Annotated in this window: 19 protein-coding genes; 4 read left to right on the top strand and 15 right to left on the bottom strand. The window is 67.7% G+C overall.

Annotated elements, in window-relative coordinates:
• The first annotated feature begins 173 nt into the window (after positions 1-173).
• Positions 174-1,052, top strand: a complete 879-nt coding sequence (locus LLH23_07410; protein ID MCE5238306.1) for a FecR family protein — start codon at positions 174-176, stop codon at positions 1,050-1,052.
• Here LLH23_07410 and LLH23_07405 read toward each other — a convergent pair.
• From LLH23_07405 to smpB, 10 genes are all read right to left on the bottom strand, one after another.
• The gene (locus LLH23_07405) at positions 1,042-2,730 is read right to left on the bottom strand and encodes a hypothetical protein (protein ID MCE5238305.1); all 1,689 of its coding nucleotides are present in this window, start codon (positions 2,728-2,730) and stop codon (positions 1,042-1,044) included. The two genes, LLH23_07410 and LLH23_07405, sit on opposite strands and share 11 nt — an antisense overlap.
• Before the next feature lie 299 nt (positions 2,731-3,029).
• Positions 3,030-4,076, bottom strand: coding sequence for a UDP-3-O-(3-hydroxymyristoyl)glucosamine N-acyltransferase (gene lpxD, locus LLH23_07400; protein MCE5238304.1), 1,047 nt, complete (start codon positions 4,074-4,076; stop codon positions 3,030-3,032).
• Between the two features lie 5 nt (positions 4,077-4,081).
• On the bottom strand, positions 4,082-5,029 hold the full coding sequence (locus LLH23_07395; GenBank protein ID MCE5238303.1) for a hypothetical protein: 948 nt from the start codon (positions 5,027-5,029) through the stop codon (positions 4,082-4,084).
• Between the two features lie 157 nt (positions 5,030-5,186).
• A complete protein-coding gene (locus LLH23_07390) occupies positions 5,187-5,876 on the bottom strand; it encodes an OmpH family outer membrane protein (GenBank protein MCE5238302.1) in 690 nt (229 codons plus the stop codon).
• 51 nt (positions 5,877-5,927) lie between these two features.
• A complete protein-coding gene (locus tag LLH23_07385) occupies positions 5,928-7,793 on the bottom strand; it encodes a BamA/TamA family outer membrane protein (GenBank protein MCE5238301.1) in 1,866 nt (621 codons plus the stop codon).
• Entirely contained in the window at positions 7,790-8,377 is a 588-nt protein-coding gene (locus tag LLH23_07380; GenBank protein MCE5238300.1) for a sigma-70 family RNA polymerase sigma factor, read from the bottom strand. Before LLH23_07380 ends, LLH23_07385 begins: the two co-directional genes overlap by 4 nt.
• Before the next feature lie 224 nt (positions 8,378-8,601).
• Positions 8,602-13,866: a translocation/assembly module TamB domain-containing protein gene (locus LLH23_07375; protein ID MCE5238299.1), complete on the bottom strand. Its 5,265-nt coding sequence runs from the start codon at positions 13,864-13,866 to the stop codon at positions 8,602-8,604.
• Between the two features lie 112 nt (positions 13,867-13,978).
• Positions 13,979-14,869, bottom strand: coding sequence for a lipoyl synthase (gene lipA, locus LLH23_07370; protein MCE5238298.1), 891 nt, complete (start codon positions 14,867-14,869; stop codon positions 13,979-13,981).
• A gap of 198 nt (positions 14,870-15,067) precedes the next feature.
• On the bottom strand, positions 15,068-15,457 hold the full coding sequence (locus LLH23_07365; protein ID MCE5238297.1) for a response regulator: 390 nt from the start codon (positions 15,455-15,457) through the stop codon (positions 15,068-15,070).
• 3 nt (positions 15,458-15,460) lie between these two features.
• Positions 15,461-15,964: an SsrA-binding protein SmpB gene (gene smpB / locus LLH23_07360; protein ID MCE5238296.1), complete on the bottom strand. Its 504-nt coding sequence runs from the start codon at positions 15,962-15,964 to the stop codon at positions 15,461-15,463.
• A gap of 114 nt (positions 15,965-16,078) precedes the next feature.
• On the opposite strand from smpB, the gene LLH23_07355 reads away from it, so the two are divergent.
• Positions 16,079-16,903: a thiamine phosphate synthase gene (locus LLH23_07355; protein ID MCE5238295.1), complete on the top strand. Its 825-nt coding sequence runs from the start codon at positions 16,079-16,081 to the stop codon at positions 16,901-16,903.
• Here LLH23_07355 and LLH23_07350 read toward each other — a convergent pair.
• From LLH23_07350 to LLH23_07330, 5 genes are all read right to left on the bottom strand, one after another.
• Entirely contained in the window at positions 16,888-17,874 is a 987-nt protein-coding gene (locus LLH23_07350; GenBank protein ID MCE5238294.1) for a M28 family peptidase, read from the bottom strand. The genes LLH23_07355 and LLH23_07350 overlap by 16 nt on opposite strands.
• A 48-nt stretch (positions 17,875-17,922) precedes the next feature.
• The gene (locus LLH23_07345) at positions 17,923-19,770 is read right to left on the bottom strand and encodes a hypothetical protein (protein MCE5238293.1); all 1,848 of its coding nucleotides are present in this window, start codon (positions 19,768-19,770) and stop codon (positions 17,923-17,925) included.
• A 5-nt stretch (positions 19,771-19,775) separates the two neighbouring features.
• Positions 19,776-21,701 carry a hypothetical protein gene (locus LLH23_07340; protein MCE5238292.1) on the bottom strand — a complete coding sequence of 642 codons (1,926 nt, stop codon included), beginning with the start codon at positions 21,699-21,701 and terminating at the stop codon, positions 19,776-19,778.
• Between the two features lie 35 nt (positions 21,702-21,736).
• Entirely contained in the window at positions 21,737-22,336 is a 600-nt protein-coding gene (locus LLH23_07335) for a DUF1559 domain-containing protein (protein MCE5238291.1), read from the bottom strand.
• Between the two features lie 82 nt (positions 22,337-22,418).
• Entirely contained in the window at positions 22,419-23,204 is a 786-nt protein-coding gene (locus tag LLH23_07330; GenBank protein MCE5238290.1) for a sugar phosphate isomerase/epimerase, read from the bottom strand.
• 128 nt (positions 23,205-23,332) lie between these two features.
• On the opposite strand from LLH23_07330, the gene LLH23_07325 reads away from it, so the two are divergent.
• Positions 23,333-24,403, top strand: coding sequence for a Gfo/Idh/MocA family oxidoreductase (locus LLH23_07325; GenBank protein ID MCE5238289.1), 1,071 nt, complete (start codon positions 23,333-23,335; stop codon positions 24,401-24,403).
• Positions 24,404-24,472: 69 nt separating this feature from the next.
• The gene (locus LLH23_07320) at positions 24,473-25,582 is read left to right on the top strand and encodes an extracellular solute-binding protein (protein ID MCE5238288.1); all 1,110 of its coding nucleotides are present in this window, start codon (positions 24,473-24,475) and stop codon (positions 25,580-25,582) included.
• Positions 25,583-25,689: the final 107 nt, after the last annotated feature.

The raw sequence follows: 25,689 nt of genomic DNA, 5'->3' as shown, positions 1-25,689 counted from the left end.
GTGTGCGGCGCTGCTTGCAGGTTCCGCGTAGCGGGGCAACGAACCTTGGGACGTCCCCGCTTCGTTTGACGTTCCGACACGACGGGTATGACTCTTACGAGCAAGCCCGGGCGGCCCCCTGCGGGCCGGCTCTGGCTCCTGAGCGTGCCGACCATGCTCTCTGAGGTGCGTCCATGCGCAAGGCGGCTGTGTTGCTGTTGTCCACCGCGGCAGTCCTGATGGTGGTCGGAGTACTTATAACGCAATCTCTCCTGATTCTGCAACGGGTAGCGGCGGTGGAGAACGTACAGGGGATCGTGTGGCTGCGCCAGCACGGCGAGGGCGACTTCGTGCCCCTCGCTGACCGGGCGCGCGTCGCCGCCGGTGACGTGCTCAAGACGGGTGAGAAGTCGCAGCTCGATCTACACTGGGTGGATGACACCCGCATGCGCATCGGCCCCAACTCCCTGGTCACCGTCCTCAAGAACCATTACAACGCGGCGACGAAGGCCGATACCGCCCTCTTCAAGCTCGACCTCGGCCGCGTGTGGATCCGCATCCTCAAGGTGCTCTCGCAGAAGTCGAAGTTCGAGATCATCACCCCGACGGCCACCGCCGGCGTGCGCGGCACGATCTTCTCGGTAGAAGTCGGACAGGACGGCAAGACGCTCGTGTCGGTGAAGGAGGGGAAGGTCGCTCTGACCGAGAGTGAGGACCAGCAGGAGCTGCCCGCCGGGCAGATGAGCGCCGCCGGCGGCATCGCCCCGCTGAACGCCCAGGAGCAGGACCTCTGGCAGCGCAACGCGGAAGTCACCGGCCCGTATCTGGTGGTCAAGGAGCCCCCCGCTGGAACGAAGGTCAGGGCAGGCAGCAGCCTCGAGGTCTCCGGTGTGGCCGAGCCCGGGGCGGCCGTCACAGTCAACGGGCAGCCGCAGACGCTGAGGCTGCAGAAGCTGTTCACCGCCACCGTCACCGCCCCCAACAAGCCCGGCCGCATGGAGATCGTCTGCGAAGCCAAGGACCGCCGAGGCATGGTGACCGGCCGCGTGCTCTCGCTGGAGGTTACTCCCTAGCCTGCGGCCCGCGTACCGTCAGTGTGATCGGGTAGTTGGAGCCGGACTCCGGCATCGTGATGAGCCGGAGGGTGCGCTCCTCGCCTGGCGCCAGTTCAAACCGGTCTATGGTCTCCTCCAGGCCGGGCCGTAGTAGCCCCGTCTCCGTCAGATCGCCGCGCAGGAAGTACGAAGCGCGCGCCACCCCGCCTCCCGCCCGCAGTGTGATCAGGCAGCGCGCCGCCTGGGCCGTTGGGTTCTTGCACTTGATCTCGATGGTGTAGCGGACCCCGTAGTCCCCGTATAGCTTCTGCCCCTGCAGGTTCGTGCTGAAGTCCTTGCCGATGGAGTAGAAGGCCCAGCCCCCGCCCGCCTCGTACGCCATGGAGACTTCCTTGGCCGCCTCGTAAGCATACGGCGTCAGCGGCGGGTCGTCGCGCAGACGATCGGGCACGACGGGGAAGTACGCGTCGGTCGGCCAGGCGTCCTCGGCGAGCACTTCCAGCAGCAGGTTGTCGCCCTCCAGCGGAGTAATGCGGGCCAGGCCGCTGACGATCCCGGAGGCGGGGAGCCGCACGTCGTACAGGTCCAGCATGCGGCCGGGCGGGAGTCGGAGCACATAGCCCTCGCCCTGCGTCACGAGGGCCAGGAAGCGCATCATCGCCTGGTGGCCCACGAAGATCTCGTCATCGTGCGGCCCGCTGGCGGACTCGGTCAGGTGCACGCGCGCCGTCGTGTTGCCCAGGTTCACCAGCCTCGTGACGAAGCGTAGCGGCCGGCCGGCCTTGTTGACATGGTGCCACAGTAGGCGCACGGGGGCCCGGCCCAGGAGTCGCTCGCGCAGGAGCGTCGCCGGCTCAGTGATCTTCTCCGGCAGGTTGCTGACCAGCAACTGGTGGAGCGTCGGCATGGACACGCTGGAGACTTTGAGGCTCACCGGCACACTGAGGCTGACCTCGAAGCAGTCCTGGCCGGCGGCCTTGACGGGCACTTCGTAGCGCCCGCCGCCGCCGTGCGGCTCGCCCAACTGCAGTGACGCGCCTGGTGCGGGCTGGGCCACACTCAGCACCGCGTTGCGCAGCGTCCGCCGCAGGTCGTCGGCGGGGAGGGGGGGAGAGGTGACCTCGGCCACGGCGGAGCCCGCGAGGCGCACCGCCCAGGCCTTCACTTCTACCGTAAGCTGCAGGCTGTCACCAGGCATGCTGGCCGTCAGGGCGGTGCTGCCCAGGCCCAAGCCCTGCACCAGGAGCGACTCGCCCTTGCCATCGAGCTGGACCCCCGCCACGGCGGGATCCGCGGCAGTGAAGGTCAGATCCACCGTCGCGGTGCCCCCCCAGCGCACTGCCCGCGTCTCACCGAGGGGCACCTGCAGCCGCGCGCGAGGCTCAAGCACCACGTAGGGGGCGACGAGCGCCTCCTTGAGGCTCGTCGCCCACGAGGCCGCGAGGCCCGCAGGCGTCGAGCTCGCGAGCTGCGCCGTCGCCTTGTCCACCGTCACCAGCGGCATTCCGGCCGCCATGATCTGCACGCCAGCCGAGGTGGTACGCACGGAGATCTTGGAGGGCTTGAGGCCCGCGAAGGCAAGGCGGTTCAGCTTGTCCGCCAGGGAGGCTGCGCCGCCGTTGATGGCCATGCCGGGGCGCAGGCGGAGCAGGGCCTTGCCACCGGCGACCAGCTCGACGCTCTGCGCGCGTGACACGGCTTGGAAGTGCAGAAAGTGCGCTGCCGAGGCAGCCGACGGCCAGGCAGCACAGGCGAGCGCGGCCAACGCCCACCAGTAACAAAGGGGAGGCAGGGGGCGCCTCCCCGGGACGAGCTTCACCAAAAGACACCTCTGTGACACAGGTTGGCTGGGTGCGGCAGGCACGGCTGTGTACTTCAACAGGATGGTCGAAGAATCCTCCGCGCATTCCGGCGCCCCCGCCCCCCAAGACGCGCAAAAGCCGTGGTTCCCGAGCCGGCGCCGGCGGGGGAGCCCACGGCTCAGGAGAGCGCTTGCTAGCTCTGGCGCTCGGCCTCGAGCTCCGCGATGCGGCGCTGGAGGTCGCGCACGGTCTTGAGCAACTCGGGCAGCTTGTGCGTCGCGGCCAGGATGCGCAGTTGGTGGCTGTGTGGCCCGGCGGCGTAGCCGGAGTAGACCCCGGGCTCGGTGATGTGCCCGAAGACGCCGGCCTGAGCGCCGATGACAGCCTGGCTGCAGATACTGATGTGGTCGTTGATCCCGGCCTGGCCGCCCATCACGACGAAGTCGCCGATGTCGGTGCTGCCGGCGATGCCCACTTGCCCCGCGAACAGACAATGCTTGCCGATCACGCAGTTGTGGGCGATGTGGACGCTGTCGTCAATCTTCGTGCCGGCGCCGATGATCGTGGCCGCCACTGTGGCGCGGTCAATGGTGGAATTGGAGCCGACCTCGACCTCGTCCTCGATGATGACGGTCCCGATCTGCGGGATCTTGCGGTGGCCTGTGGCCTGCTGGAGATAGCCGAAGCCGTCGCAGCCGATGGCTGCCCCGGCGTGGATGATGCAGTTCTTGCCGATGGTCACGCGCTCGCCGATATAGGTCTGCGGGTGGATGACGGAATTGGCGCCGATCTGCACGTCGTGTCCGACGTAGGCCAGGGGATGGATGACCGCGTCGTCGTCCAGGCGCACGTTGTCCCCGATGACCGCATGAGCGCCGACACTGACCCGGGCGCCGACGTGAGTGTTCGCACCCAGCACGGCGGTGGGGTGGATGCCCTCGTAGACCCGCCGCTCGGGCGCGAAGATCTCCAGTACCTTACTGAAGGCCAGGCGGGGATCCTCGGTCACGATTATCGGCTTGGCCGAGGTGCGAGCCTGGGGTGACACGATGAGCGCGGCCGCGCCAGACCGCTCGCCCACCGGCAGCAACTCCGGCCGATCCACGAACGTGATCTGACCGTCCGCGGCGCCCTCCACGGTGTTGACGCCCGTGATGGTCACCTCATCGCCCTCGACTTGGCCGTCGATCAGCGACGCGAGTCTCGATAGCGGTATGGCGATGCCGATCAAGAAAGTCACTCCTCCTACTGCGACCGTTCCGGGTGGAACATCCGTCGCAGTTCCGGCCTGACCTGTTCGGTCATGTCACTGCCAGCCGCGGGTCCGTCCGGCGGCAGTTGAAGGTCCCAGTTGTGCGTCCCCCCGATGCGCAGCACTGCGCGGGCAACGCCGTCGTACGCCTGCTGCAGCAACTGCGCTCTGCCAACCGACAGGCGCGCTGCCTGGGCCTCACGCGTACGACGATCCGCGGACAGCATCGGCTCGACTGTGGGCTGCAGCTGCCCGCCGGAGACGTCGGTCGGCCGCCACGCAGCCCCCTGCACCATCTCCAATGGCTCTGGGGGCGCCACAGTCTTAGACATGCGATTTCGCGTTTCGCTTCCACTTTTTGCCGCAGTCTCAGTCCTTTTTTGCATCCGGGCCCGGGCGTCCGCGGTAGCGGAGGCGAGGTGCTGCTCCGTCTCGGCCGCGATGCGCTGCCGGACCTCGGCCAGACGCGCCTGCGCCTGGGCCTGCGCCTGGCTGGTCTCCTGCTCGATCTCCGCCCACAGCACCTCGCGGGTGCGCTGGGCGGCGGCGATCGCCTCGCGCCCCCGGGCGGTGAGGTCCAGCCCGGCGTTGTTGAGAGCTTCCTGGCGCGCGCGAACCGCCTCCGCGCGCTTCTCGGCCACCCGCTCCTGTTCGCGCGAGGTGGCCTCAGCCAGTTCACGGCGGGCCCGCAACTCGGCCGTGCGTCGCTCGCGGGCCAACTCGGCGGCAAGGTCGGGGGCCAACTCGGGCGTTTCGGCAGGTCGGTCAGGGAGGAGCGTCAGTTGCCAGCGGCGGCGCTCCGCCTCGAACCGGTCCACAGGGAACCGCGGAGGCTCGGGTCCCGGCAGGAACAGCTCCCCCAGCTCCAGGAAGAGCGGCGGCGCGACGGGCGCGTTGGCCGGCTGGCGTAGGGAGGCGATCTCCTGATCAAGGCGACGCACCTGGTCCCACAGCGGGTGTTCGGAGAGGAGCCGCGCCACGTACACGTGTCCCGCACGCGGGGGCGCGCAGAAAGAGACGGCTGGGGCCGACTTCCGGCCACAGCCGCTCAGAAACACGAGACCGATTAGCGCCGGTACCAGACAGCGCACGCCCCGGCTACTGGGGCTTCGGCGGGTTGGCATTGGCCGCTCCCGGGGCTGCGGCTCCCGCAGCATTGAGCGACTTGAGCACTTCCTCGGTGATGTCGTCAATCGGTGCGGTCACAAAGTACACTGCGGACTTGTCTATGACCAGTTGGTAGCCCTTCTCCTTGGCTACCTTCTCGATGACCGCGCGGACGCTGGCCACGAGCTTTCCCTGCACCTCGTCGCGCCGCTGCTTGAGCTGCTTATCGAACTCGGCGGAGATGGCCTTCAGATCGCGGTCTCGCGCCTGGAAGATGTCACGGAGGGTGTTGAACTGGTTCTGCTCCTCGGGCGTTCGGGCCGGCTTGGCCTGCAGGTCCAGGAACTTCTTCTCATTGTTGCCTGAGACGGAGCGCAACTCCGCCTCGCGCTTCTTCTGCTCCTCGGTCCACTGGGCCTTGACGACCTGGTAGATGCGGGAGGCTTCCTTGAACTCCTCGCCGGACACGAACATGAAGTCCTGCATGGCCGACAGGTAGTTCTTCTTGTCCTGGACCCAGGCTCCCAGCTCAGCCTGGCGGTCGGTCAGCTCTTTGTACTGGGAGCTGACGCTATCAATGTCCACCACGGCCATCTTCAGGTCGGCGGCGGACGACAGACCCACCATCACGCCCCAGAGGAGCGTGACTGCGGCGATGCGACACAACAGGCTTCGTGACATGCATGTCTCCTCGCTGACGCTGACAGTGCGTCGCGTTGTGTGCGGGTGCGGCTAGAAGGTGTGGCCGAAGCTGAAGTGAGCCTGGCCGCCATCGTCACCCCAACCGTAGTCCAGGCGGATCGGCCCCAGCGGCGTGACGACGCGCAGCCCCAGGCCCGCGCCGATGTGGCCATAGAAGCTCTCGTCATCGGCCGGGATGCTGAAGCCGGGCACGACGGTGCGGAACTCTCCGCCGAAGGCGTCGCCGGCGTCCACGAACAGCACCGCAGTCAGCCGGTCGCCGATCGGGCGCCGGTACTCCAGGTTGGCCAGAAGCATGTTCTCGCCCCGGAAGCGGTCCTCCTCATAGCCCCGAAGCGTGTTGGCGCCGCCGACACTGTAGGATTCAAACAGGGGCAGGTTGCCCAGCGTCGTGCCCGCCATGATGCGGAACGCGAGGACATCCCGGCTCTTCTTGGAGAGCTTGCGGTAGTAGCGCTGCTCCGCCATGAGCTTGCTGAATGTGGTGTTGCCGCCCAGGAAGCTACCGGCCTGCTCGAAGGTCAGGGAGGTGTACATGCCGCTGCTGGGACTGGCGATGATGTTCCGGGTGTCACGGGTCCAGCCCAACTGCAGGGAGGTGAGGGTGCCGCCCGGGTGGAGCGGCGCCGCGACGATGATCGGGCCGGGATGGTCGCCCGGTCCGGGCTCATCAGACGGATCATCATTGTCACCGGCCGGGAGGTCCGTCGCGCCATCTGAAGCGGCGGTTCCCACGCCGGTGCCGGAGGTGCCGACGATGCGCGTGCCCTGGTAGCTCGAACTGGAGACCTTCTCACTGCGCAAGCGGAGACTGGCGCGGGTGGTGGGGTCGAGCGGCCGGCTCAGGGAGAGGGTCGCTCCCGTCCGGCGCTCGTCGAACTCGTCGTCGCCGTTGGTGAGGGCGGAGGAGCCGCTGAGGAACCGGCGCTGGCGCTGTGTGTCGTAGAGCTGGGCCGAGAGCGTGGTGCCCTTCCTGTCCACAAAGGGCTCGTAAAAGGTCAACTCGTAACTGGTGCGACCGAACAGCTCGATGTTCGCCCCGATGCGCTCGCCGCGCCCGCGGAAGTTGTTTTCAGAAGCCGAGAGGATCAGCACAAAGTTGTCGAGGTTGCTGTAACCGGCCGCGAGCGACGCCTGTCCGGTCCGCTTCTCGTCTATGTTGATGACGAGGATGATGCCTCGCTGGGGGTCCTTGACGCCTGGCCGGATGTCGGAGGTCACGTTGTCGAACAGGCCCAGGTTGAAGATCTTCTGGATGTCGCGCGCGACTGCCTTCTCCTGGAACAGCTCGCCGGGCTTGGCGGTCATCTCGCGGCGCACCACCCACGGCTTGGTGCGCTTGAGCCCCTCAATGACGATGTCCTCGATCCGCGCCTCCTCGATGACGAAGGTGAGCACGCCGAACTCGCCGACCGAGGCCTTGGAGACGTGCGCGATGTTGCCATGCTGGGCGTAGGCGTCCTCAATGCGGCGGACATCGCGCCGGATGATGCGGTCGTCAATGACGTGGCCGACGCGGGTATAGATGACATCGGTGAGTGCCGCGTCATCGAGGACGGAGTTGCCGACGAAGAGGATCTTCTGCACGCGCTGCTTCTCGACCACGCGCACGACGACGATCACGCCGCGCGTCCCCGCCTCGGTCGTGATCTGTACGTCGTCGAAGTAACCCATGCCCGTGACGGCCTGTTGGGCCGCCCGCTGGCGCTCGGGCGTGAACTGCTGGCCGGCCTGGAGAATGTCCTTGACCTCGTCGAGGATCCCCTCCTTGGGGATATAGTCGTTGCCGACGACCTTGACGCTCTCGATGAGCTGCGGCTCCTGGGCCATGGCCGGGAGTTGCAGCCACAGCACCAGCACGCAGAGGCCGAGCAACAGTCTTGACGCAAGCTTCATGGGACTTCTCCTTGTCTGGGCCCCGCCGGCGCAACGCCGAAGAGGTAGCGGCCCAACCGATCGCGCAGGACGCTGCGCGCCCGGAACAGCCGCGACTTCACGGCCTGTACACTACACCCGAGGACATCGGCGATCTCCTCGTAAGACAATCCCTGGTAGTCCCGCAGGATGATGACTTCCTTGTAGTCAGGACGGAGGCGTGTCACCTGCTCGGACAGGAAGCGCTTCAGCTCCTCGTTGGCGACAATGCGGTCCGGGTCGCCACGCCAGTCCTCTATCTGGCGGAACAACTCCTCCTGCTGGGAGACCTCCAGGGGCGCATCCACCGAGACGCCCTCGATGGTCTTCTGCCGGCCGCGCCGCTCCAGGCGGTTCTTCGTCAGATTGATGGCGATCCGGTACAGCCAGGTGTAGACCTGCGACTCGTGACGGAAATTGTCATAGGCACGGCAGGCGTTGACGAAGGTGTCCTGCGTCAGGTCCGCCGCCTCCTCGCGGTCGTCCACGAGGCGCAGGATCACATTGTAGACCCGCTGGTAGTTCGCAGCGATGATCTCGCTGAAATCGGGCCTGGGGCCTCCCATCGTCACCGGTGGTTCACATCCATGTCGGCGCGGCCGGTCCGTTCCCCCGGAGACCGTGCCCCGGCTCGATTGCTCGGGGATTAGACACACGCCTAGCCCGGCAGTTCCGGAAACTGCCGTCAGCGCCCCCGCGACACCCACGCCCTCCCCGCAGCCTTGGGCGCGAACGCCGCCAGGAGGCCCTGTACGCAGACGCACCTCACGGCGCGGGCACCAGCCGGCCGTCAGTAGATGAAGCTATAGCCGATCTCAACCTGGTTGATGTCGCGCTCGTCGTTATGATACGTGATTCGCAGCCCGTGAGGCAACTCATAAGATACCCGCAGATCGAAGCGCTCGACACTCTCCACCAGGGGCCGCTCGTAGGTGATGAAGAGATTCCGCAGCACGTACTTGCCGACCTGCAGCGTCACCGGCTGGTTGAAGGCGAAGGTGATCCCCAGCTCCAGGCCGAGCATCTTCTGCAGCTCCTCCTCGATCGGCTCAAACACGCGCAGTTTGAACACGTTGCCCAGGGCCGCCAGGAACTGCTCGGAGACGATCTGGCCCACCCCCCCCGAGCCCCCGCCCACGCCCGGCAGATACGAGAAAGGCACGCCGCCCAGGAGAGCGTAGATCTGCGTCTCGGTGAGGGGCGGGTCGGAGGACGTGGTGATCGCCACCTGATCCGGCAGATTGCCCGAGATGCGCACCTGAATGCGGATCGGCGAGGCGCCCGGCCGGCTCACCGTGGTCTCGGCGTTCCCGTCGATGGTGCCGCGGAGACGCAACGTCTGCGGGTCGGAGCGCTCGCCGGGGACCGGCTCCACGAAGTAGTGAACCACCAGCGCGCGCAGGCGCAGCGTGGCTGTGGGCAGCATCGTCGTGCCGCGACCGGTCGTGATGTCACCGACCAGGAGCGGGCGTTGCGGGGTGCCCGTGATGTGCGCGGCCGTCGGGTTGGGCTTCAGAGGCGCCTTGATCGCCGAGCCGCGGACCTCCAGGCCCTCCCCCAGACCCGCCACGAGGTCCAGGTCGGGGTCGGGCCAGGCGCTGCTCACCGCCTTGAAGGTGTCAATCCCAGCCGTCGGCGCCTCCAGCCCGACGACTCCGTCAGCAAGTTGCCAGTTGCCACTGATTCGGGCGCGCGTCCCGCCCTGCGGGGTCGCTAGTGCAATTGTGCCGTGCGCCATCGCGTCGAGGTAAGGCCGGTACCGCAGCCGTCCGGGGCTCATCCTGAACTGCAGGTTGTACTGGTTCGTCGCCAGACGCGCCATGCGGAAGTCGCGGAAGCGCGCCTCTCCGGTCAGTTCAGCATCCCCACCGCCGATCTTCGCCCGGAGGTTCTCGGGGCGGAGCACCTGCAGGCCCTCCTCGGTGCGCAGGCGCAGGGACCCCGAGACGGCGCTCACCTCCGTGCCGCCCGGCAGCGGCTGCTTGTCAGCGGCCAGGGCCAGCTTCAGGTCGAGCGCGTTGCGCCAGAAGTCCCGGGGGTCTGTCGTCTTCACCCCGATGCGCCCCGTCAGGTCTGCCCGCGTCTGGTCGTAGCGGCCTGTCAGCGTCTCGATCTCCACCGTGTTCTCGTGCCCCGCGCCGCTGAACCGGACGTCCGCCTTCAGGTCGCTCAGGCCCCGCGCCCACTTGGTGGGCTGCACCATGCCGTCATCGAGCTTGAGGAAGCCCCGCACGGTCGGGTTCTGCACCGTTCCGGTCAACGACACGGCGCTGTTCACCTTACCCTCGGTCTTGAGTGACGCGTACTGGAAGCCTGCCTCCGCGGCCGGCATAGGCGCGGGGGGACGCTGCCCGCGCATGTACTCGTCAATGAGCGGGAGGAAGAAGGCCAACGGCGTATTCTCGATGCGGCCGCCCATGGTGATCTGGCCGTCAGGGATCAGACCCGGCCGCGTGCCCGACTCGCCTTGCAGGTGCCAGGAGAAGGGCAGCCGCCCATCCAGCACGATCTGGGTCTCCCCGCGTTTGATGGTGAGTGTGTCCACATCGATGGCGCCCTCGCGAACCGTCGCCACCGGCACCGACAGCACGTCGAACTGCACGCCCGCGAAGTTCGGGGCGGCGATGTCCACCGACCCCGTGAGGTCTGGCTCCTTGGTCTGCCCCTCGGCGACGATGGTGAAGCCCAACTGACCGGCCAGGGAGGCCTTGGCGCGCACCCACGGGCGCAGTTGCGCCATGGCGATGCCAGTGCCTTCCACGTTCAGGCTGATGGGGCCGTCAAAGACGATGTCGCCGTCGGCGTTAACCAGCGCGTCGCCCTGGCGCGCAGCGAGGACCAGATCATGGATGGCATCCTTGCGAACGCGCCCCTGGGCCGTGATCTGGGGCAGGCCCCGCCCATCAAGTGCCAGTTCCTGACCGGCCAGGTCGGCCACCGCCGTCGGTGCGTTCACTGGCCCCTCGACGGTGAGGGTGCCGTCCACCGCCCCGGCCAGCCGCAGCGCGTAGCTGCGGAGCGATAGCAGCAGTTGCTCGCGGTCCTTCTCAGGCCGCTCGTCCACGGCCTCGGCGATCGGGACCGCGAGATTGAGCAGGGCGGGCACAGCCGTGTGTGTCAGCCGCGCCCGGGCCGCGATGGTGTCCGGGGCCGAGGCAGTGTCGTAGGCCCCACTGACGACGACACCGCCTTTGCCGACCGCAAAGCTCGTCTCCTGCAGTTGCACCTGCCCTCGGGCCAGCGACAGCGTGGCGTCGAGGTCCCCGATGGTCTCATCGCCGACCATGACCTGCTGGGCAGTGATGTGCGCCCCGCCGTGCAGGTCATCGGTGGGCCCACGCACCCAGACCCGCTCTACGGAGGCCTTCCCGGCGAGGGAGAGGGTGGTGTCGAGATAGGGGGCGAGACCCTCCAGCCGCACGTCGCCGGCGCTGAGGTACGCGTCCACCTGCGGCTTCTCGCCGAACGTGATGGTGCCGCGAGCCTCAACAGGAGTGTCCAGAATGGTCGCCTGAGCCTGCGCGACCCGTAGCCGGTCGTCCTCAAGGACGAATGGCGCCTCGACGCGCGAGACGGGGAAGTCTTTGTACGTGGCGTTGACCAGCCGCAACTGCCCTGTGGCGTGCGGGTGGTCAACGGTGCCGGAGACGTGGGCGGAGAACTCCGCGACGCCGGCGACGGGTCGGTCCTGTTCGAACAGCTTCGCCATGTCCTTGAGGTCCAGGGCCTCGCCGGTCAGGTGGCCGTCGAGCGCGATCTCCTCGCGCGGCCCCCGCAGGTTGCCGAGCGTCATATCTCCGGAGACGACCCCGGCGCCGCGCGTGGCCATCAGGTCGGTTAGCGCCAGACGATCGCCCTCCAGGCGGGCGTGGGCCGTGGCCGCCGCAACGGTGTACTTGCCCAGGCGTGGCTCGAAGAGCATCACGCGCCCGGCGAAGGCGGGCTTGCCGAACGGCCCTGTGATCTCGCCAGTGGCGTAGCCCCGCCCGGCCGCATCCTTGACTCCCGCCCGCTCGGCCAGCGGCCCGACCGCCAGGCCAGCCCCCTGGACTCGCAGCTTCACCGTCTTCGCATCGAGGTCCACGTCCCCGCGCGCCCAGGCCAGGCCCTCTGCGCTCCGTGCGTACCCGTTGAGCACTTCCAGGCGGCCGCCGCCGAGACGCACGAGGGCCTCCGCCCGGTCGAGAGTGACGTCCTCCCTTGTGATGTCGTCGGCGGTGATGCGGCCCAGGCCGCTCAGCTCCCCGTTACCCTCGACCCCCACGATGCCGCTGGCCGTCGCGGCAGCGACCTTCTCCGCGCGCAGTCCGGTCGCGTCGAAGGCGGCATTGGCGACGAAGCGCTCGCGGGTCACATGGGCCTGGAAGTCGGCGTTGGCGACGCCCGCCAGATCGTCCGGCAGCTTCAGGCTGGGGATCTCCTGCAGTCGCGCCAGGTCGAGGGCGTGGACGGTGCCACGGGCGCGGATGCCCTCGTGGGCCTTGCTCAGCAAGCACGCGGCCTCGACTTTCACGGACCCGCCCAGCGCTTTGGCGCGCAGCTTCTGCAGCCGCAGCAGATCGTTGACCAGGGTCACCTGTGTCGAGACGCCGGTAGCCTGGGTATCCCCGACACGTACGTACGGGGTCTGCACGAACCCCCGGGCAAGGGGCTTGCCGCCGCAGTACTGCAGGACGGCGTGGAAGCCCCGCATGGGCCCAAGCGCGACACTCCGCGACTCCCTGGGCAGGGCGCTCGCGGTCAGCTTGACTGCCGGCACTTGCAGGCGTCGGGCGCCGACGGTCGCCCTGACCGAGGGCTGTGCCGTCGCCGAGACCACGTCTGCGCTCAACCGGAGGCCCTCGGCGCGCACGGTGCCCACCTGCGCCAGCTTGAACGTCAGCGGATCGCTGGTGTCGAGCTTCAGGCGCACGTCCGGGTTGTTGGCCGGCCCGATGACCTGGGCCTGCAGGCTCCCGACGCCACCGCGGGGGAAGGCCGAGGCGCCGCGAACGGAGGCCGGCAGGGCACGCCACAGCGGCTCGAGACGCGCGGCGCGGGAGTCGAGCGCCAGGTCCACCTGGGGGGCGCTGAAGTTCGCCACCGATCCGGTGACATCGTAGGTGCTGCCGGCGACGGTCGCGCGCAAGCCGCGTGCCTGCACCGCCCCGGGGCTGACCCAGACGTTACCGTCGAGAGACACGGGGATTGCGCCGGCGGTCGGCGCTGCCAGGCGGAGGTTCCGCAGCCCCAGCGTGAGGGAAGCGTCGGTCGAGGGCTTGCCCCGGTAACGCACGATGTAGACCGAACCCCGCAGATCGGCCCGGCCGCCCGAGATGCGCACGCGGTCGGCCTGCCTGCAGTGCGCCGTCAACCAGGGCACGTCCACGTTGTCGAGAGAGAGGTCGAGAGCGGTGAAGAGGCGGTCGAGATGGACCTGTGCACCGACACTGAAGCGCCCGGCGCGGTCGTCCAGGACGTGTCCGGTGGCCTTGACCGCCAGTCGGACAACCTGCCGGAGGTCCACGCTGACCTCGAGGCTGTCGGCACGTACAGTGAGCGGCGCACGCAGGGACTTGGCGTGGTCGGCGTAGACCACGGCCCCTTCGTGCAGGAACACGCGGCCGCGGAAGCGCTTGTGCAGCGGGAGAGCGCGCACGCGGGGGATCAGCCGGGCGAGGTTCAGGCGGCCCCGTGCATCCCGCACGACGCGCACCTGTGGGCCATAGACGTGCACCGCGCTGATCGAGGCCAGGGGGCTCAGGCGGGCGCGTAGCACGGACCACAGATCATACTCCACGCCCACGCGCCGGGCGGTGATGACCGCGCCATCGGAGAGTCGCTGTCCCTCGGCGATAGCCAACCCGTCCACGGTGAAGCCGTCGAGGAAGCTGCCACTGACCGGGCCGACGGCGACCTCGTGCCCCAGATAGTCGGCCAGCTCGCGGGCCATGGCCTCATGCACGCGCTGGCGGGCCCAGCCCGTCTGTCCCACGATCACGATGGCACCGGGGACGATGACGAGGGCCAGAGCCAGCACCACGAGCGCCAGGTAGAGAGCCGCGCGACGCCACATGACTGAGGTCCGAGGGTGTGGAGTACGTGTGCGTCAGACTGAGTCGGGCCGGTACGGAACGGCGCGTGGACGGGGTGCAATGAGGGGAGAGCGAGTGTCCACGACAGGCCGGCTAGGACGTCGGGCCGGTCGGTACGACCTCGGCGGCACGGTAGCTGCTGCGCACGAACGGCCCTGCCAGCACGTGCGGAATGCCCAGCTCTCGCCCCTGGGCGGCATACCGCTCAAACTGCACGGGCTCAACGTAACGCTGCACCGGCAGTTGGTGGCGGGAGGGCCGCAGGTACTGGCCGATGGTCAGGATCTGGCAGCCGGCCCGCTGCAGATCCTGCATCAGTTCCGTGATCTGCTCATCTGTTTCGCCAAGCCCGACCATGAATCCTGATTTGCGGAGCAGTTCGGGGGCCAATTGGCGGGCCTGGCGCAGGACCTGCAGCGAACGCTCATAGCCTGCCTGGGGCCGCACGGTAGGGCAGAGGTCCCGCACAGTCTCGACGTTGTGGTTGAAGACAGTCGGACGTGCCTCCAGAACCGTCGCCAGGGCCTCGCGACTGCCGCGGAAGTCTGGCGTCAGCACCTCCACGCCCGAGATGCCGGCGGCCCGCAGGGCGCGGATGGTCGCGGCGAAATGCCCCGCGCCGCCATCCGGGAGGTCATCGCGCGTAACGGAGGTCACGACGACATACTGCAGCCCCAACTCACCCGCTGCCGTGGCCAGCCGTTCCGGCTCGGAGGGGTCCAGCGGCTCCGGCGAGCCATGGTGGACGGCGCAGAAGCGGCAGTCGCGCGTGCAGGATGCTCCCATGATGAGGAACGTGGCCGTCTGGTGCGAGTAGCACTCGCCGATGTTCGGACACCGGGCGTTGTCGCAGACGGTCTGCAGACCATGGCCGGACAGGAGGTCGCGGGTCTGCCCGCACAGCTTCGCTTTGCCGGTCTTCACACGTAGCCAGTGCGGCAAGCGCGGTGATTCACAGGCCTCGGGTGTGGACGAGTGCGCCAAGAAACAGCCACCTTAGGAGGGGAAGAGGGATACGAAGGGCATTGTAGCGGAAGGGGTGGAAGGGGTCAAGGAAGTGAGCGACCGGGCTGTGGGCGTAGAGATTGCCTGCGATCTCAGGGGGCTTGTCCTCCGCCCCGCAGCGGCAAAGGAAAACGCCGGAGGCATTGGCCTCCGGCGTTGATGAACGATGTTCGGATATCATTGCGCGTGCGCTACCATCCGCATCAGCATGTGAACCAGGTTATCCACAAACCCCCCCCTCTTCTCCACGTGCACACAGTCCATGGCGGTGGCGCGGGCTATGTCTCGGGGACTGATGGCGCGGCCGCTCATGATGACAATTCTGGTCTGCGCCCACAGCGGATTCGACTTGACGGCCTGCAGGAACTGCCAACCGTCTACTTCGGGCATCACGATGTCAAGCAACACCAGATCGAAGGGAGCATGGTTGACGGTCGCCTCACACATCTTCTCCAGCCCCACCCGACCGTTCTCGGCTTCGTCACACGAGAATCCCTCGCGTTTGAGAGTCCCCCGCATGACTTGCCTGAGCTGCGAATCATCCTCGACTAACAGCACTTTGGGCATCGTCTAGCGATCACCCCCTTTCTCTAGCCGGCGCTCATACTCGCGCACGGCGCGTTCGTCGCGACGCTGGGCGTCGCGCTCGGCGATCGCTTCTCGCTTGTCGTACTGGCGTTTGCCGCGCGCCAGTCCCAACTCCACTTTAGCATACCCGCTAGCCGCGAAATACATGCGCAGCGGGACCAGCGTGTAGCCCTTCTGGCGCACCTGCCGCTCCAGCCGCCGGATCTCGCCCCGCGTCAGGAGCAGCTTGCGGGGCCGGACGGGCTCCTGGGCCTGGTGTCCCGTGGCCGCGTACGGGCGGATGTGCATGCCCTGCAGCCACACCTCGCCCTCTCGGATCTCGGCGAAGGCCTCCGTCAGGCTCACATGGTGCGCCCGCACAGACTTCACTTCGGGTCCCAGCAGCGCAATTCCTGCCTGGATCTTGTCATCTATGGCGAAGTCATGGAAAGCGCGACGGTTGCTGGCAACCAGGCGGTCCTTGTCCTTGCCGTCCTTGTCACTCACTGCGTCTCTCCGCCCTCGCCCCTGGCTGCGTGCCACCACCGTACATGACGGTATCGTTATATTCGTCCACCCACGCAGAGTCAAGAGACAATCACCTCGCGCCGATATGGCAAGATGATGCTCTACAATAGGGGCGCAAAGCACCGCCGGGAGGACACCGTTCCGTTCAGCAACTGCTCCAGGCGGGCGCCGGGAGGCCGTGTTGCACTGACTGCGCTGGGGCAGGAGCAGATCTCGCACTACCATGGCCAGCGCCTCGCGCGCTTGGGCCTGTCGTCGCGACTGGTGGTCGTCGTGAACGGCACAGGCGATCGACGGTGGCTACGTGACGTGGTGCACCGTGTCGTGGCTGCCGGAGCGGGCATGGTCCGCTACGGCAGGCCAGGGCTGAGCACGCGGGAGATGGTGGATCAGGCAGCGCAGACGGTGTGGGTCTGCCGCGGGAAGCGGACACCGTGCCTGATCGAGGGACGCGTGGACGTCGCGCTCGCAGCCATGGCTGACGGCGTGCACCTCGGCCCGGCCGACATGCCGGTGGCCCTGGCCCGCCGCCTGCTGGGCCCCGCCGCCACCATCGGCGTGACCTGCCGGAGCCTCGCCGATGCCCGCGAAGCCGCGCGTGAGGGCGCCTCGTATGTGGAGGTGGGGGAGAGGCTGGCACAGGCGCACGAGGAGTCCCCCGAGGTCATCGGCCTCGCGCGAGCCATGGGCCAACGCACCGGCCTGCTGGTGTGCCTCGGGGGCGACTCCGTGGTCAGCACTGCCGAAGCACTGCGGGAAGAGCCCGCCCTGCTGCTGGCGGCGGGAGCCACTGTCACCCACTCTCCGGACCCGCAGGCCGTGGTGCGGTCGCTGCTCAAGGTCATGGAGGAGTTCGGCACTCCGCCGGCGGACACCCTCGGCCCGGTCCGCCGCCGTGTCCCTCAGTCGTTGCTGTAGATCACCTGGAGCAGCGTGTCGCCGGTCTGGTTGAGGGCATCGGCCGAGCAGTGCTCGGGCGTATCGTCCACCGTGTGCCACTCCTCGGGCGGGAAGTCAATGATGTCTATGACGTTGATGCCGCCGTTGATGAGCGGCAGATGGTCATCGGTGATCGTGTGGCCCTCGGTGTTCTTGAAGGCTGTATGGCCGCGATCGGCGGCTACCTCCCACACGCGTTCCACCAGTGCCCGGTTGGCGTCCAGCGAGTTGCCTTCCATGGGGAAGTCCAGCACGCTGTTGGCGCCATAGGCTGAGGGCTCCAGGCGCGCATTGGCGATGTCGTCGCAGCCCACCAGGTCCAGCAGGATCCCCTCGGCCGGCTTCGCCAGGCCGTCGGGCCAGTTCTCGGCCAGGTGCTTTGAGCCAAGGCAGAAGCCCTGGTAGGGCCGCGCCGAGCCGGAGCGGCCGGAGTCCTCGGCATCCAGCAAGGCGATGATGATGGGCCGCGGCGGCGCGGAGGCGACCAGCGCCCGCGCGATCTCCAGCAGGACCGCCACTCCCGAAGCCCCGTCGTTGGCGCCCATGACGGGCTGCGTGCGGTTAGCCTCGTCGGGGTCGGCGTCGGCCTGCGGTCGGCAGTCCCAGTGGGCGCAGAGGAGGAACGGCACGCCCGGCTTCCCTTGTCCGAACACCGCGATGATGTTCGTGAAGTCGTACGGCCCCCCGAAGACCGTCGCGGCGCTGAAGTTCTGCCGGATCACGCGGTCGGCGCCCGCCAGTTGCGTGGCCAGCCATTCGAGACAGTCCGTGTGGGCCTGGCTGCCCGGCACGCGGGCCCCGAAGGCGCACTGCTGCTCGAGGTCGGCGAAGGCCCGGTCCTGGTCGAACGTCGGCACGACAGCCGCCTGTCCCTGGCCGCCACCGCACGAGGTGCAACCGGTCAACATCAGGATCAGGCACGGCAGCCACAACCATCTCAGATGCATCATACGATACTCCGGGGTAGGGATGTGCGACCAAGGACGGCCGGTGATCGCTCAGCGGAAGACCCACTCGGGCTCCAGCGTGACAGCTTGCGGTAGCGCCGGGTCGAAGGTCAGGGCCAGCGATCGGAAGCTCTGGTTGGGCACGGGTTCTACCTTCAACGCCCACAGCCCGGCTTTCGCCTTCGTGGGCACGGTCAGCTTGGCGCTTCGGACGTAGGCGTCGGTCGGTTGCGACACCACAGTCTGCCCGTCCGGGTCGAGCACCGTGAGCTGCACCTGTGACGAGCCCCACTCGCATTGCGCGCCGATCGTGAACTGCGCCAGGCCCTCGGGGACGTGGAAGTAGAGCGTGCCGCCGGGACCGGCGAGTTGGTAGCGATGGCCGGTCCAGAGCGCAAACGGCGCCGTGGACGTCTTCAGCGTCGCCCGGCCATAGTAGCCGGCTGTCACGACGAGCGTGTGCAGCCCGGCTGTCGCCGCCTGGAAGCGCACCGTGCAGGCCTCGCCGGGCGGCATGCGGCCCTGGGCCACGATCTGCTTCTCCCGGTCCAGCACCGCGTACGAGACGCCCCAGATGTCGCCCGACGTGTTCTTGTTGACGTCGAAGGTGAGCGCGGGTTCCTCGCCAGGCTGCAGCGACATCGTGAGGAAGTTGGACCACGTCAGGTTCAGCGGTGGCAGCGCGACGGCCTGCCCGTGCGGGCTCGTGCTGGCCTCCCGGACCTGCGGCGGCTTGAACCGGTTGACATCATACCCCACATGCCGGTAGCGCACCGGCTCCGGAAGGAACTCGAGTTCCGAGGCATAGTCGCGGTCTGTCGCGAAGTGATCCAGCTCGGCGTTGGCGCGCCTGATCTCGCGCAGGTATTCGGCCGGTGTGCCCGAGGCCAGATAGTAGTCGGTGTTCTGCTCAGCCTCGGGGATGCACAGCGTGTGCACCGTGAAGAGCCAGTAGCCGTCCGTCTTGCGGGCGATCTCGAAGATGTTCTTGGCGAGGTTCTCCGACGAGTAGAACCGCAGTAGCATTCCCCCGCTGTAGTAGCAGTGAATCCCGTCCTTGAGCAGTTGCTCGCGCCAGTTGTCCTCAATGGCCCGCGGACCGCCGCCGCCATAGGTGCTGGTGGCCCACAGGATCATCGGGTGGTCGGGCTTGCCGAGGCCTTGCGCCACGCCGCGCAGGTGCCAGTTGTGCGGCACGGGATAGAAGCCCACGAAGAAGTTCGGGTTGATCGCGAACACGCGGTCGCGCATCTCCTCGGCGAAGGCGCGGACCTGTGCTTGCAGGTACGGGTGGTACTGGCCAAACAGCTTGTGGTCGCGGAGCCACTGGACGCGGTCCTTGAAGGCAACCTGGGGCGATGCGTCCGCCTGCCCCTGCGCCTTCAGGAACCCGCCGAAGCAGTGGTCGCAGTAGCAGGCGTCGGTGTAGTAGATCTGCCCACCCTTGTTCGAGTTCGCATACATCTCCCAGTCAATGAGACAGCCCGAGATCTCTTCGCCGGGCCGCTTGCCCTCCTCGGCCAGGCGCACCGCGAGGCCGGTCAGCACCTCGTTCCAGTAGCGCTCCTCCACCGGGCAGGGCAGCACGCTCTCGTAGCCGTTGCCGAACACGCAGCGGCGCATGCCGGCCTTCTCCCCGTCGAAGCTGGCGCCGACGACGCCGATGAGGTGGATGTCGGCCTGCTTCGCTGCCCGCGCCCACTGGGTGAAGGTGTCCGCATTCCCGGCATGGGTGATGAGGCAGTTCATGCCGTGTTGCCTGAACAGCGACAGCTTGTCGGTGCCGTTGCTGGAGTAGATCCAGCCCGCCCGGATCTTCTCACGGGCGATCCAGTCGTCGGCGGGGTAGGCGGTCTGCACGATGGCGACGGCCGCGCAGGCGGCCAGCAGTCGGGTCATGGGGTTCACCGATGGAAGTACAGGGGCGGTATCTGCACCGCGCTCCTGTCCAGTCGCGCCTGCAGCCGCACCAGCCCGTAGACGAAGGTGCTGACGTATAGCTCCGAGTCGTAGTACGTCAGGTTGCTGGCACCGCGGAAGAGGCCGTCATGGTACAGGTCCTCGATGCCGAAGCGGGCGTACTTTTCGGCCGCGGCCAGCCACTTCGGGTCCTTGTCCAGTTCGTCCAGATCCAAGTACAGGTTCAGCAGCACTCCGTACGCCTCGGCGCGGACGTAGCCCTCCGTAGACATCATCTCGACGCCCGCGTACAGGTCGCCGAAGGCCTTCGCGAGGTCCAGGTGGCGCTGGTCGCCCGTCTGGCGGAAGGCCGCCATCCGCAGGAGCGGGGTCACGGCGTCGAAGGCCCCACCGCCGTAGGCCATGTCGAAGGCCGCGGTCTTGGGTTGCTTGCCGGGCATACCCGCGGCCACGGCCAGCAGGTCCGTCCCCAACTTCTGGCAGTGGGCGCCCGTGGGGGTGTCGCCCAGCAGCGACGCCGCCTCCAGCAGCGAGAGCCCCACCGACAGGTTGACCCCCGGCGCGGGGCCGAGGGCCGAACGGTCGGCCAGCTTGCTCAGCACGGGAATCGTCCCGTCCTCCTGCCGCACCAGCTCGAAGTGCTTGAGCATCCCCTCGATGTGCTGCAGGTACCGCGGGTCGTGGGTCTTGCTGTACGTGAAGGCCCAGTGACGGGCAAACATGGCGCCATGGCGCGGGAAGTCGAGGCCCTTGCGCTCGACCCGCGTCTGGTCGGTGAGTGGCTCGTCAATCTCAGCATGGCGGCAGAACTGGTATGTGCTGAGGTCGCGCACATGGTTGAGCATCCCGTCTGCTTCGCCGCGAATGGCCTGCGGGCTGATCTGCCAGGCCACGTTCAGCAACTCCAGGGGCGGGGCGCCAAGGTACTCGTGCAGGTTGTGCCCGAACGTTTCTTTGAAGAAGTCCCAGTGGGCGTGCTCGCCCCACGGCCACAGCCCGGTGGCCGTGCCTGTGCAGTTCCTGACGAAGAACTGCAGGTACGTCGAGGCCGCCTCGCCGTAGCGTGGGTCGTGCGTGAGCTGGCTGAGCGGCTGCATTGCCAGGAGCAGCGGCACATCGTGCTGCAGGTTGCCTCCGAACAGCGCCCGGTCCCCGATGCGCTGGCCGGGCATCGAGGGAATGACACTCTGCGGGTGCTGCCTGCTGTCCAGCATGAGGAGGCTGACGAACATGGGGCTCTTGACGTTCCCATACACGTCCGTCCCCGCCCTGAGCATCGTGTCCAGGAAGCTGCGGGCATAGTGCAGGTACCCCAGCTTCGAGTCGAAGGTCGTCCGCGGGATGCTGGGCAGCTCGCCCAGTGCCGCCGCGACGAACATGCGCTCGCCCGCCGTCTCATCGGGGACCGGCGCCGCCCGTAGGGTGGGGGCTTGTGCCCCGCCTGCGGCGCCGGGGACGTAGAGGCGCAGCTCGGTGACGACGGCCCACGAGTGCCCCTCACGCTCATTGTCGCGCAGGCGAAGGCGGAGTGTCTGCACCGGCGTGGGCTGCAGGTCGGCCCGCAGCGTAGCCTGTTTCCCTCCGGCCACTTTGCCGATCAGAGCCCAGTCCCTGCCGACGCGCCCGTAGACCTCGAAGTCCGTCACGCGCCAGGCGTTCTTGGAGAAGACGGTGTCCAGCTCCAGCGCGCCCACTGCTACGGGCGCGGGGAGGAGCACGAACAGGTTGGCGGGGGACACACGCAGGTCCATGGCCCCGGAGGTCCAGATCGTCTCCTGCTTCCCGTCCGCGAGCTGCGGCACTGCCACGGCGCTGCCCCAGTCGCCGCGGTCGGCGATGAGCTTCGCCTGGGCGAGCGGAAGCGGCGCGACGGGCTGAGACCAGCCCGTCGCACCATGGGTGACTAACACAGACACCGTCAGCAGCGCAGGAAGCAGCGCCGGTCTCACTGCGCAGTGGCCCCCGTCCAGTAGATGGTGTAGTTGCTTGGCGAGGCCAGAACCTGGTAGCTCATCCACTTGGCATGGCCGTCCACGAAGACATTGTTGGCGCCCTCGTTGTGGCGGCTGGCCAGGCCGGTCACGACCTGGTCAATGGTCGGCCAGTCACCGATCCACTTGTTGTTGACCGTCTCGGAGATGATGATCGTAGAGGCCGGGTAGAGCACCGTGCCCATCGAGACCCAGTCGCACTTGTCCATGTTGTAGCCATACCCGCCGCACAGCCGGGTGCGGTTCATCCAACTGACGCTGGGGCACAGGAACATCTGGTCGTTCTTGGCGTACGGCATGACCTGCGTGGCCCACGAGTAATCGTCACCCGGCGAGCCGGCGGGGAAGCCGGCACGGCAGTGCACCGGGTAGCGCTCGTCGTAGTCCTGCGCGTACTGCATCACGGCCAGGCCCTGCTGCTTGCAGTTCGACAGACAGCTCGACTGCCGCGCCTTCTCGCGTGCCTTGGCGAACACGGGGAAGAGAATCGCTGCCAGGATCGCGATGATGGCGATGACGACCAGAAGCTCAATCAGAGTGAAGCCTCGGCGCATGCGGATCACCTCCACGGCGGGATGAACGGCGCACGACCGGGGCGGCGCCAAACGCTCGCCCCGGCCCGTGCCCCCCATGGTCCTACTTGCCCATCTCCTTGAGTCGCTGCAGGCAGACCTCAACGGCCTGCAGTGGCGGATACAGGTCGCTCTCATACTCCACGATGTACCAGCGGACGCCACCGAAGTCCTCGAGCTGGCCGAACAACTCGGGCCATGGGATGCTGTCGTCGCCGATGACGGGCTTGTAGCCCAGATTCGGGTCGTCCTTGCCGGCCTCCATCGAGTACGGCTTCAGGTGTACGGTCAGCGCTCGGTACGGGTAGCGCTCCACGAACTGCCCCACGTGCGAGCCGCCGCGCAGCGCGTTCCCGGTGTCGAGCTGCATGACCACATCATAGGCCGTGCCGCCAAAGAACGTGTCCCACGGCAGCTCGCCGTCCAGTTCGGTGAACTCGCTGTGGTGGTTGTGGTAGCCGACCCAGCAGTTCATCTTGCGGCACTTGCCGCTGATGTCATTGAACACTTCAGCGGTCTTCTGCCAGTTGGCGCGGCTGCCGGTGTAGTCGCCGGGCAGACCGGGGCAGATCAGGTACGGGTTGCCGAGCGTCCAGTTGAACTCGGCGGTCTTCTCCAGCTCGTCGCCCAGGAGCGTATTGATGCCCAGGTGCGCGCCGCAGCACACCAGGCCATTGTCGTCGAGGATCTTGCGGAGGTCGGCGGCGGAGTAGTCGTAGAACCCGGCGAACTCCACGCCCTCGTAGCCCATCTGGGCGACCTTCTTGAGGGTCCCCGGCAAGTCCTCCTTCATGGCTTCACGGACAGAATAGAGCTCCAGGGCGATCGGCACACGTCGTTGCGCACTCATTGAGGATGACCCCTTTGTCGGTGGTAAGATAGTTGGACGATTCGGCGGACTCCGCTCGTCCACCTGCCGGAGGATTCGGGGAATCGGCGCAGAACACTCTCGGGCTATCCCACCAAAGGATGATGCTCATGTCAGTCTTCCGTATCGGCCTCGTCGGCGTCGGTCGCGGCTCCGGCTATGGCCAGGTCTTTGCTCACGATCCGCGCTGCGAGGTCGTGGCCTGCTGTGACGCCAACGAACAGGCTCTCTCGCGCTTCCAGCAGGAACTGTCGCTGCCTGACGACCGCTGCTTCACCGACTACGGCGACTTCGTCGCCACCGACCTCGACCTTGTCTTCCTGGGCACCCCCATCCCGTTGCATGCGCAGCAGGCCATCGCGGCCCTGGAGGGCGGCAAGCACGTGCTGAGCGAGGTCACCGCCGCCTCCACCGTGGAGGACTGCGCCCACCTCTTCGAGACGGTCCGCCGCACCGGCCGCTGCTACATGCTCGCCGAAAACTGCTGCTACTGGCCCTTCGTGCCCCGATGGCGGGAGTGGGTGCAGTTCGGGCGTCTCGGCGAGATCGTCTACGGCGAGTGTGAATACATCCACGACATCCGCTCGCTGGTCTATGACCCGACGACGCAGACGCAGCGCTGGCGGGCCCAGCGCGCGCCGCTGCACTACTGCTCGCACTCGCTCGGGCCCATGCTCGAGATCACCGGGGATCGCATCGTGCGCGCCTGTGGGGCCGGGAACAGCCACCGTATCCTGCCCGAGGGCGGCATCGGCGGCATTGACATCCAGGTGGCCCTGTTCGAGACGCAGCAGGGCGCGGTCATCAAGCTGCTGCGCAGTTCGGTCGCGCCGCGCCACCCGGCGTACCACTACTACTCGCTGCAGGGCACCCGGGGCGCGGTCGAGTCGGGCCGCCGGGGCATCCCCGGCCCGGGGCTGCTCTATGTCGAGGGCGAGATGAGTGAGGCGCAGGAGATCGAGGTCACGACGGTGGACACCTCGCTGCCCGAGGAGGCCCGCGCCGGCGGCCACGGGACGGCGGAGTGGGCCCTCGTGCACGACTTCCTGACGGCGCTGGAGGCCGGGCGCAAGCCGCCGCTGGACGAATCGCGGGCCATGGACCTCACGGTGCCCGGCCTGATCGCGCACCAGTCGGCCATGCAGGGCAGTCGGTGGCTGGACGTGCCCCTGTTCGACTAGCAGTCGGCGTGCTGCTCGCCCGCCACTTTAGGCAGGAACATCCCGGCGGTTCGCGAAACGATACCTGAGATGAACCACAACGGTCCGCTTCACAATGGTCTTGTGCTGGTTGCCGCCGCGGCGTTGCTGCTGTGCGGCTGTCCGCGCGACAACAACGAGGAGATCCAGGTCACTGTCACCGATCGAGGTGGGGGAGAGGCGCGCACCCCGCCTGGCGCTGACGACTTGCTGACGCTCGCCCGCAGCGAGGGTGAAGTCACCTGGTACACCTCGATCACGGCCCAGCAGGCCGAGAAGTTCGTGGCGAAGTTCGAAGCAAAGTACCCGGGCGTGCGCGTGCGGCTCGTGCGCGGCGGCACCTTCGACCTGGCCGAGCGCGTGCAGAAGGGGATCATGTCCGGCCAGCCGGACGCGGATGTCCTGCACGTGCTCGACCCGGCAATCTTCGTGGCCTTGCGCCAGCGCGGTGAGCTGTTCTACTACGAGCCCCCCGAGGGCACAGCGGTGCCGCCGGAGTACAAGGACCCCGGCTATTGGACCGCGGCACGCCTGGTCACGGTCGGCCTTGCATACGACCCCAAGCGCCTGGCGGTCGCCAAGGCCCCGCAGCACTGGCGCGACCTCCTGCAGCCGCGCTGGAAGGGCAAGATCGGCCTGAAGGACGCGCAGACCGCCGGCTCGGCCTATGCGCAGTACTACTTCCTACGCGAGCGGTACGGGGTGGACTACTGGCAGCAGCTGTCTCGGCTCAAGCCCCGCATCTACAAGACGGAGGACGAGTTGCTGGATGCCGTGCGCGCCGGCGAGATCCTGGTCGCCGCCGGCATCATGACCGGCCGGCTCCCGGGCAGCGCCGGGGCAGCGCATGAACCCCGCACGGTGTTGGCCAAGGACGGCGTGCCGCTCATCATCGGGCCCGTGGCGATCCTCAGCCGTGCCCCGCACCGCAATGCTGCCCGCCTGCTCGTCAACTACACGCTGTCCCCGGAAGGCCAGGCTGCCCTGCGTGACCTGTCGGGCGCCTACCCGACCCGCAGTGATGTCCCGGCGCCGCAGGGCTGGCCGGCGCTGACCACGCTGCCTCTCCTGCAGCCCGAGAGCGGCTGGACGGAGTACCTGGAGAAGCAGAGCGCACTCCGCTCAGAGTACACACGCATCTTCCACGGGGAGAGCGAGTAGGGGGGGCCGGGACTGGGGATTCGGGTCTCGGGATTCGGGAACCGGGGACGGCGAGGCGAGAAGCGGGATATCAGGAGGGGGGTAGTGCGGGCGTCCAGCCCGCCATA

It is taken from the genome of bacterium (assembly GCA_021372615.1).
GTDB lineage: Bacteria > Armatimonadota > Zipacnadia > Zipacnadales > UBA11051 > JAJFUB01.
Note: the sequence above shows the minus strand (reverse complement) of the source record. Positions and strands in the feature narration are given on the sequence as shown.

What these genes read in the sequence shown, in the direction of transcription:
- LLH23_07410 (MCE5238306.1), top strand. Translation starts at nt 174, where the DNA reads ATGCGCAAGGCGGCTGTGTTGCTGTTGTCCACCGCGGCAGTCCTGATG.
- LLH23_07390 (MCE5238302.1), bottom strand. Translation starts at nt 5,876, where the DNA reads ATGTCACGAAGCCTGTTGTGTCGCATCGCCGCAGTCACGCTCCTCTGG.
- LLH23_07385 (MCE5238301.1), bottom strand. Translation starts at nt 7,793, where the DNA reads ATGAAGCTTGCGTCAAGACTGTTGCTCGGCCTCTGCGTGCTGGTGCTG.
- LLH23_07380 (MCE5238300.1), bottom strand. Translation starts at nt 8,377, where the DNA reads ATGGGAGGCCCCAGGCCCGATTTCAGCGAGATCATCGCTGCGAACTAC.
- LLH23_07375 (MCE5238299.1), bottom strand. Translation starts at nt 13,866, where the DNA reads ATGTGGCGTCGCGCGGCTCTCTACCTGGCGCTCGTGGTGCTGGCTCTG.
- LLH23_07365 (MCE5238297.1), bottom strand. Translation starts at nt 15,457, where the DNA reads ATGCCCAAAGTGCTGTTAGTCGAGGATGATTCGCAGCTCAGGCAAGTC.
- LLH23_07355 (MCE5238295.1), top strand. Translation starts at nt 16,079, where the DNA reads ATGATGCTCTACAATAGGGGCGCAAAGCACCGCCGGGAGGACACCGTT.
- LLH23_07350 (MCE5238294.1), bottom strand. Translation starts at nt 17,874, where the DNA reads ATGATGCATCTGAGATGGTTGTGGCTGCCGTGCCTGATCCTGATGTTG.
- LLH23_07345 (MCE5238293.1), bottom strand. Translation starts at nt 19,770, where the DNA reads ATGACCCGACTGCTGGCCGCCTGCGCGGCCGTCGCCATCGTGCAGACC.
- LLH23_07335 (MCE5238291.1), bottom strand. Translation starts at nt 22,336, where the DNA reads ATGCGCCGAGGCTTCACTCTGATTGAGCTTCTGGTCGTCATCGCCATC.
- LLH23_07330 (MCE5238290.1), bottom strand. Translation starts at nt 23,204, where the DNA reads ATGAGTGCGCAACGACGTGTGCCGATCGCCCTGGAGCTCTATTCTGTC.
- LLH23_07325 (MCE5238289.1), top strand. Translation starts at nt 23,333, where the DNA reads ATGTCAGTCTTCCGTATCGGCCTCGTCGGCGTCGGTCGCGGCTCCGGC.
- LLH23_07320 (MCE5238288.1), top strand. Translation starts at nt 24,473, where the DNA reads ATGAACCACAACGGTCCGCTTCACAATGGTCTTGTGCTGGTTGCCGCC.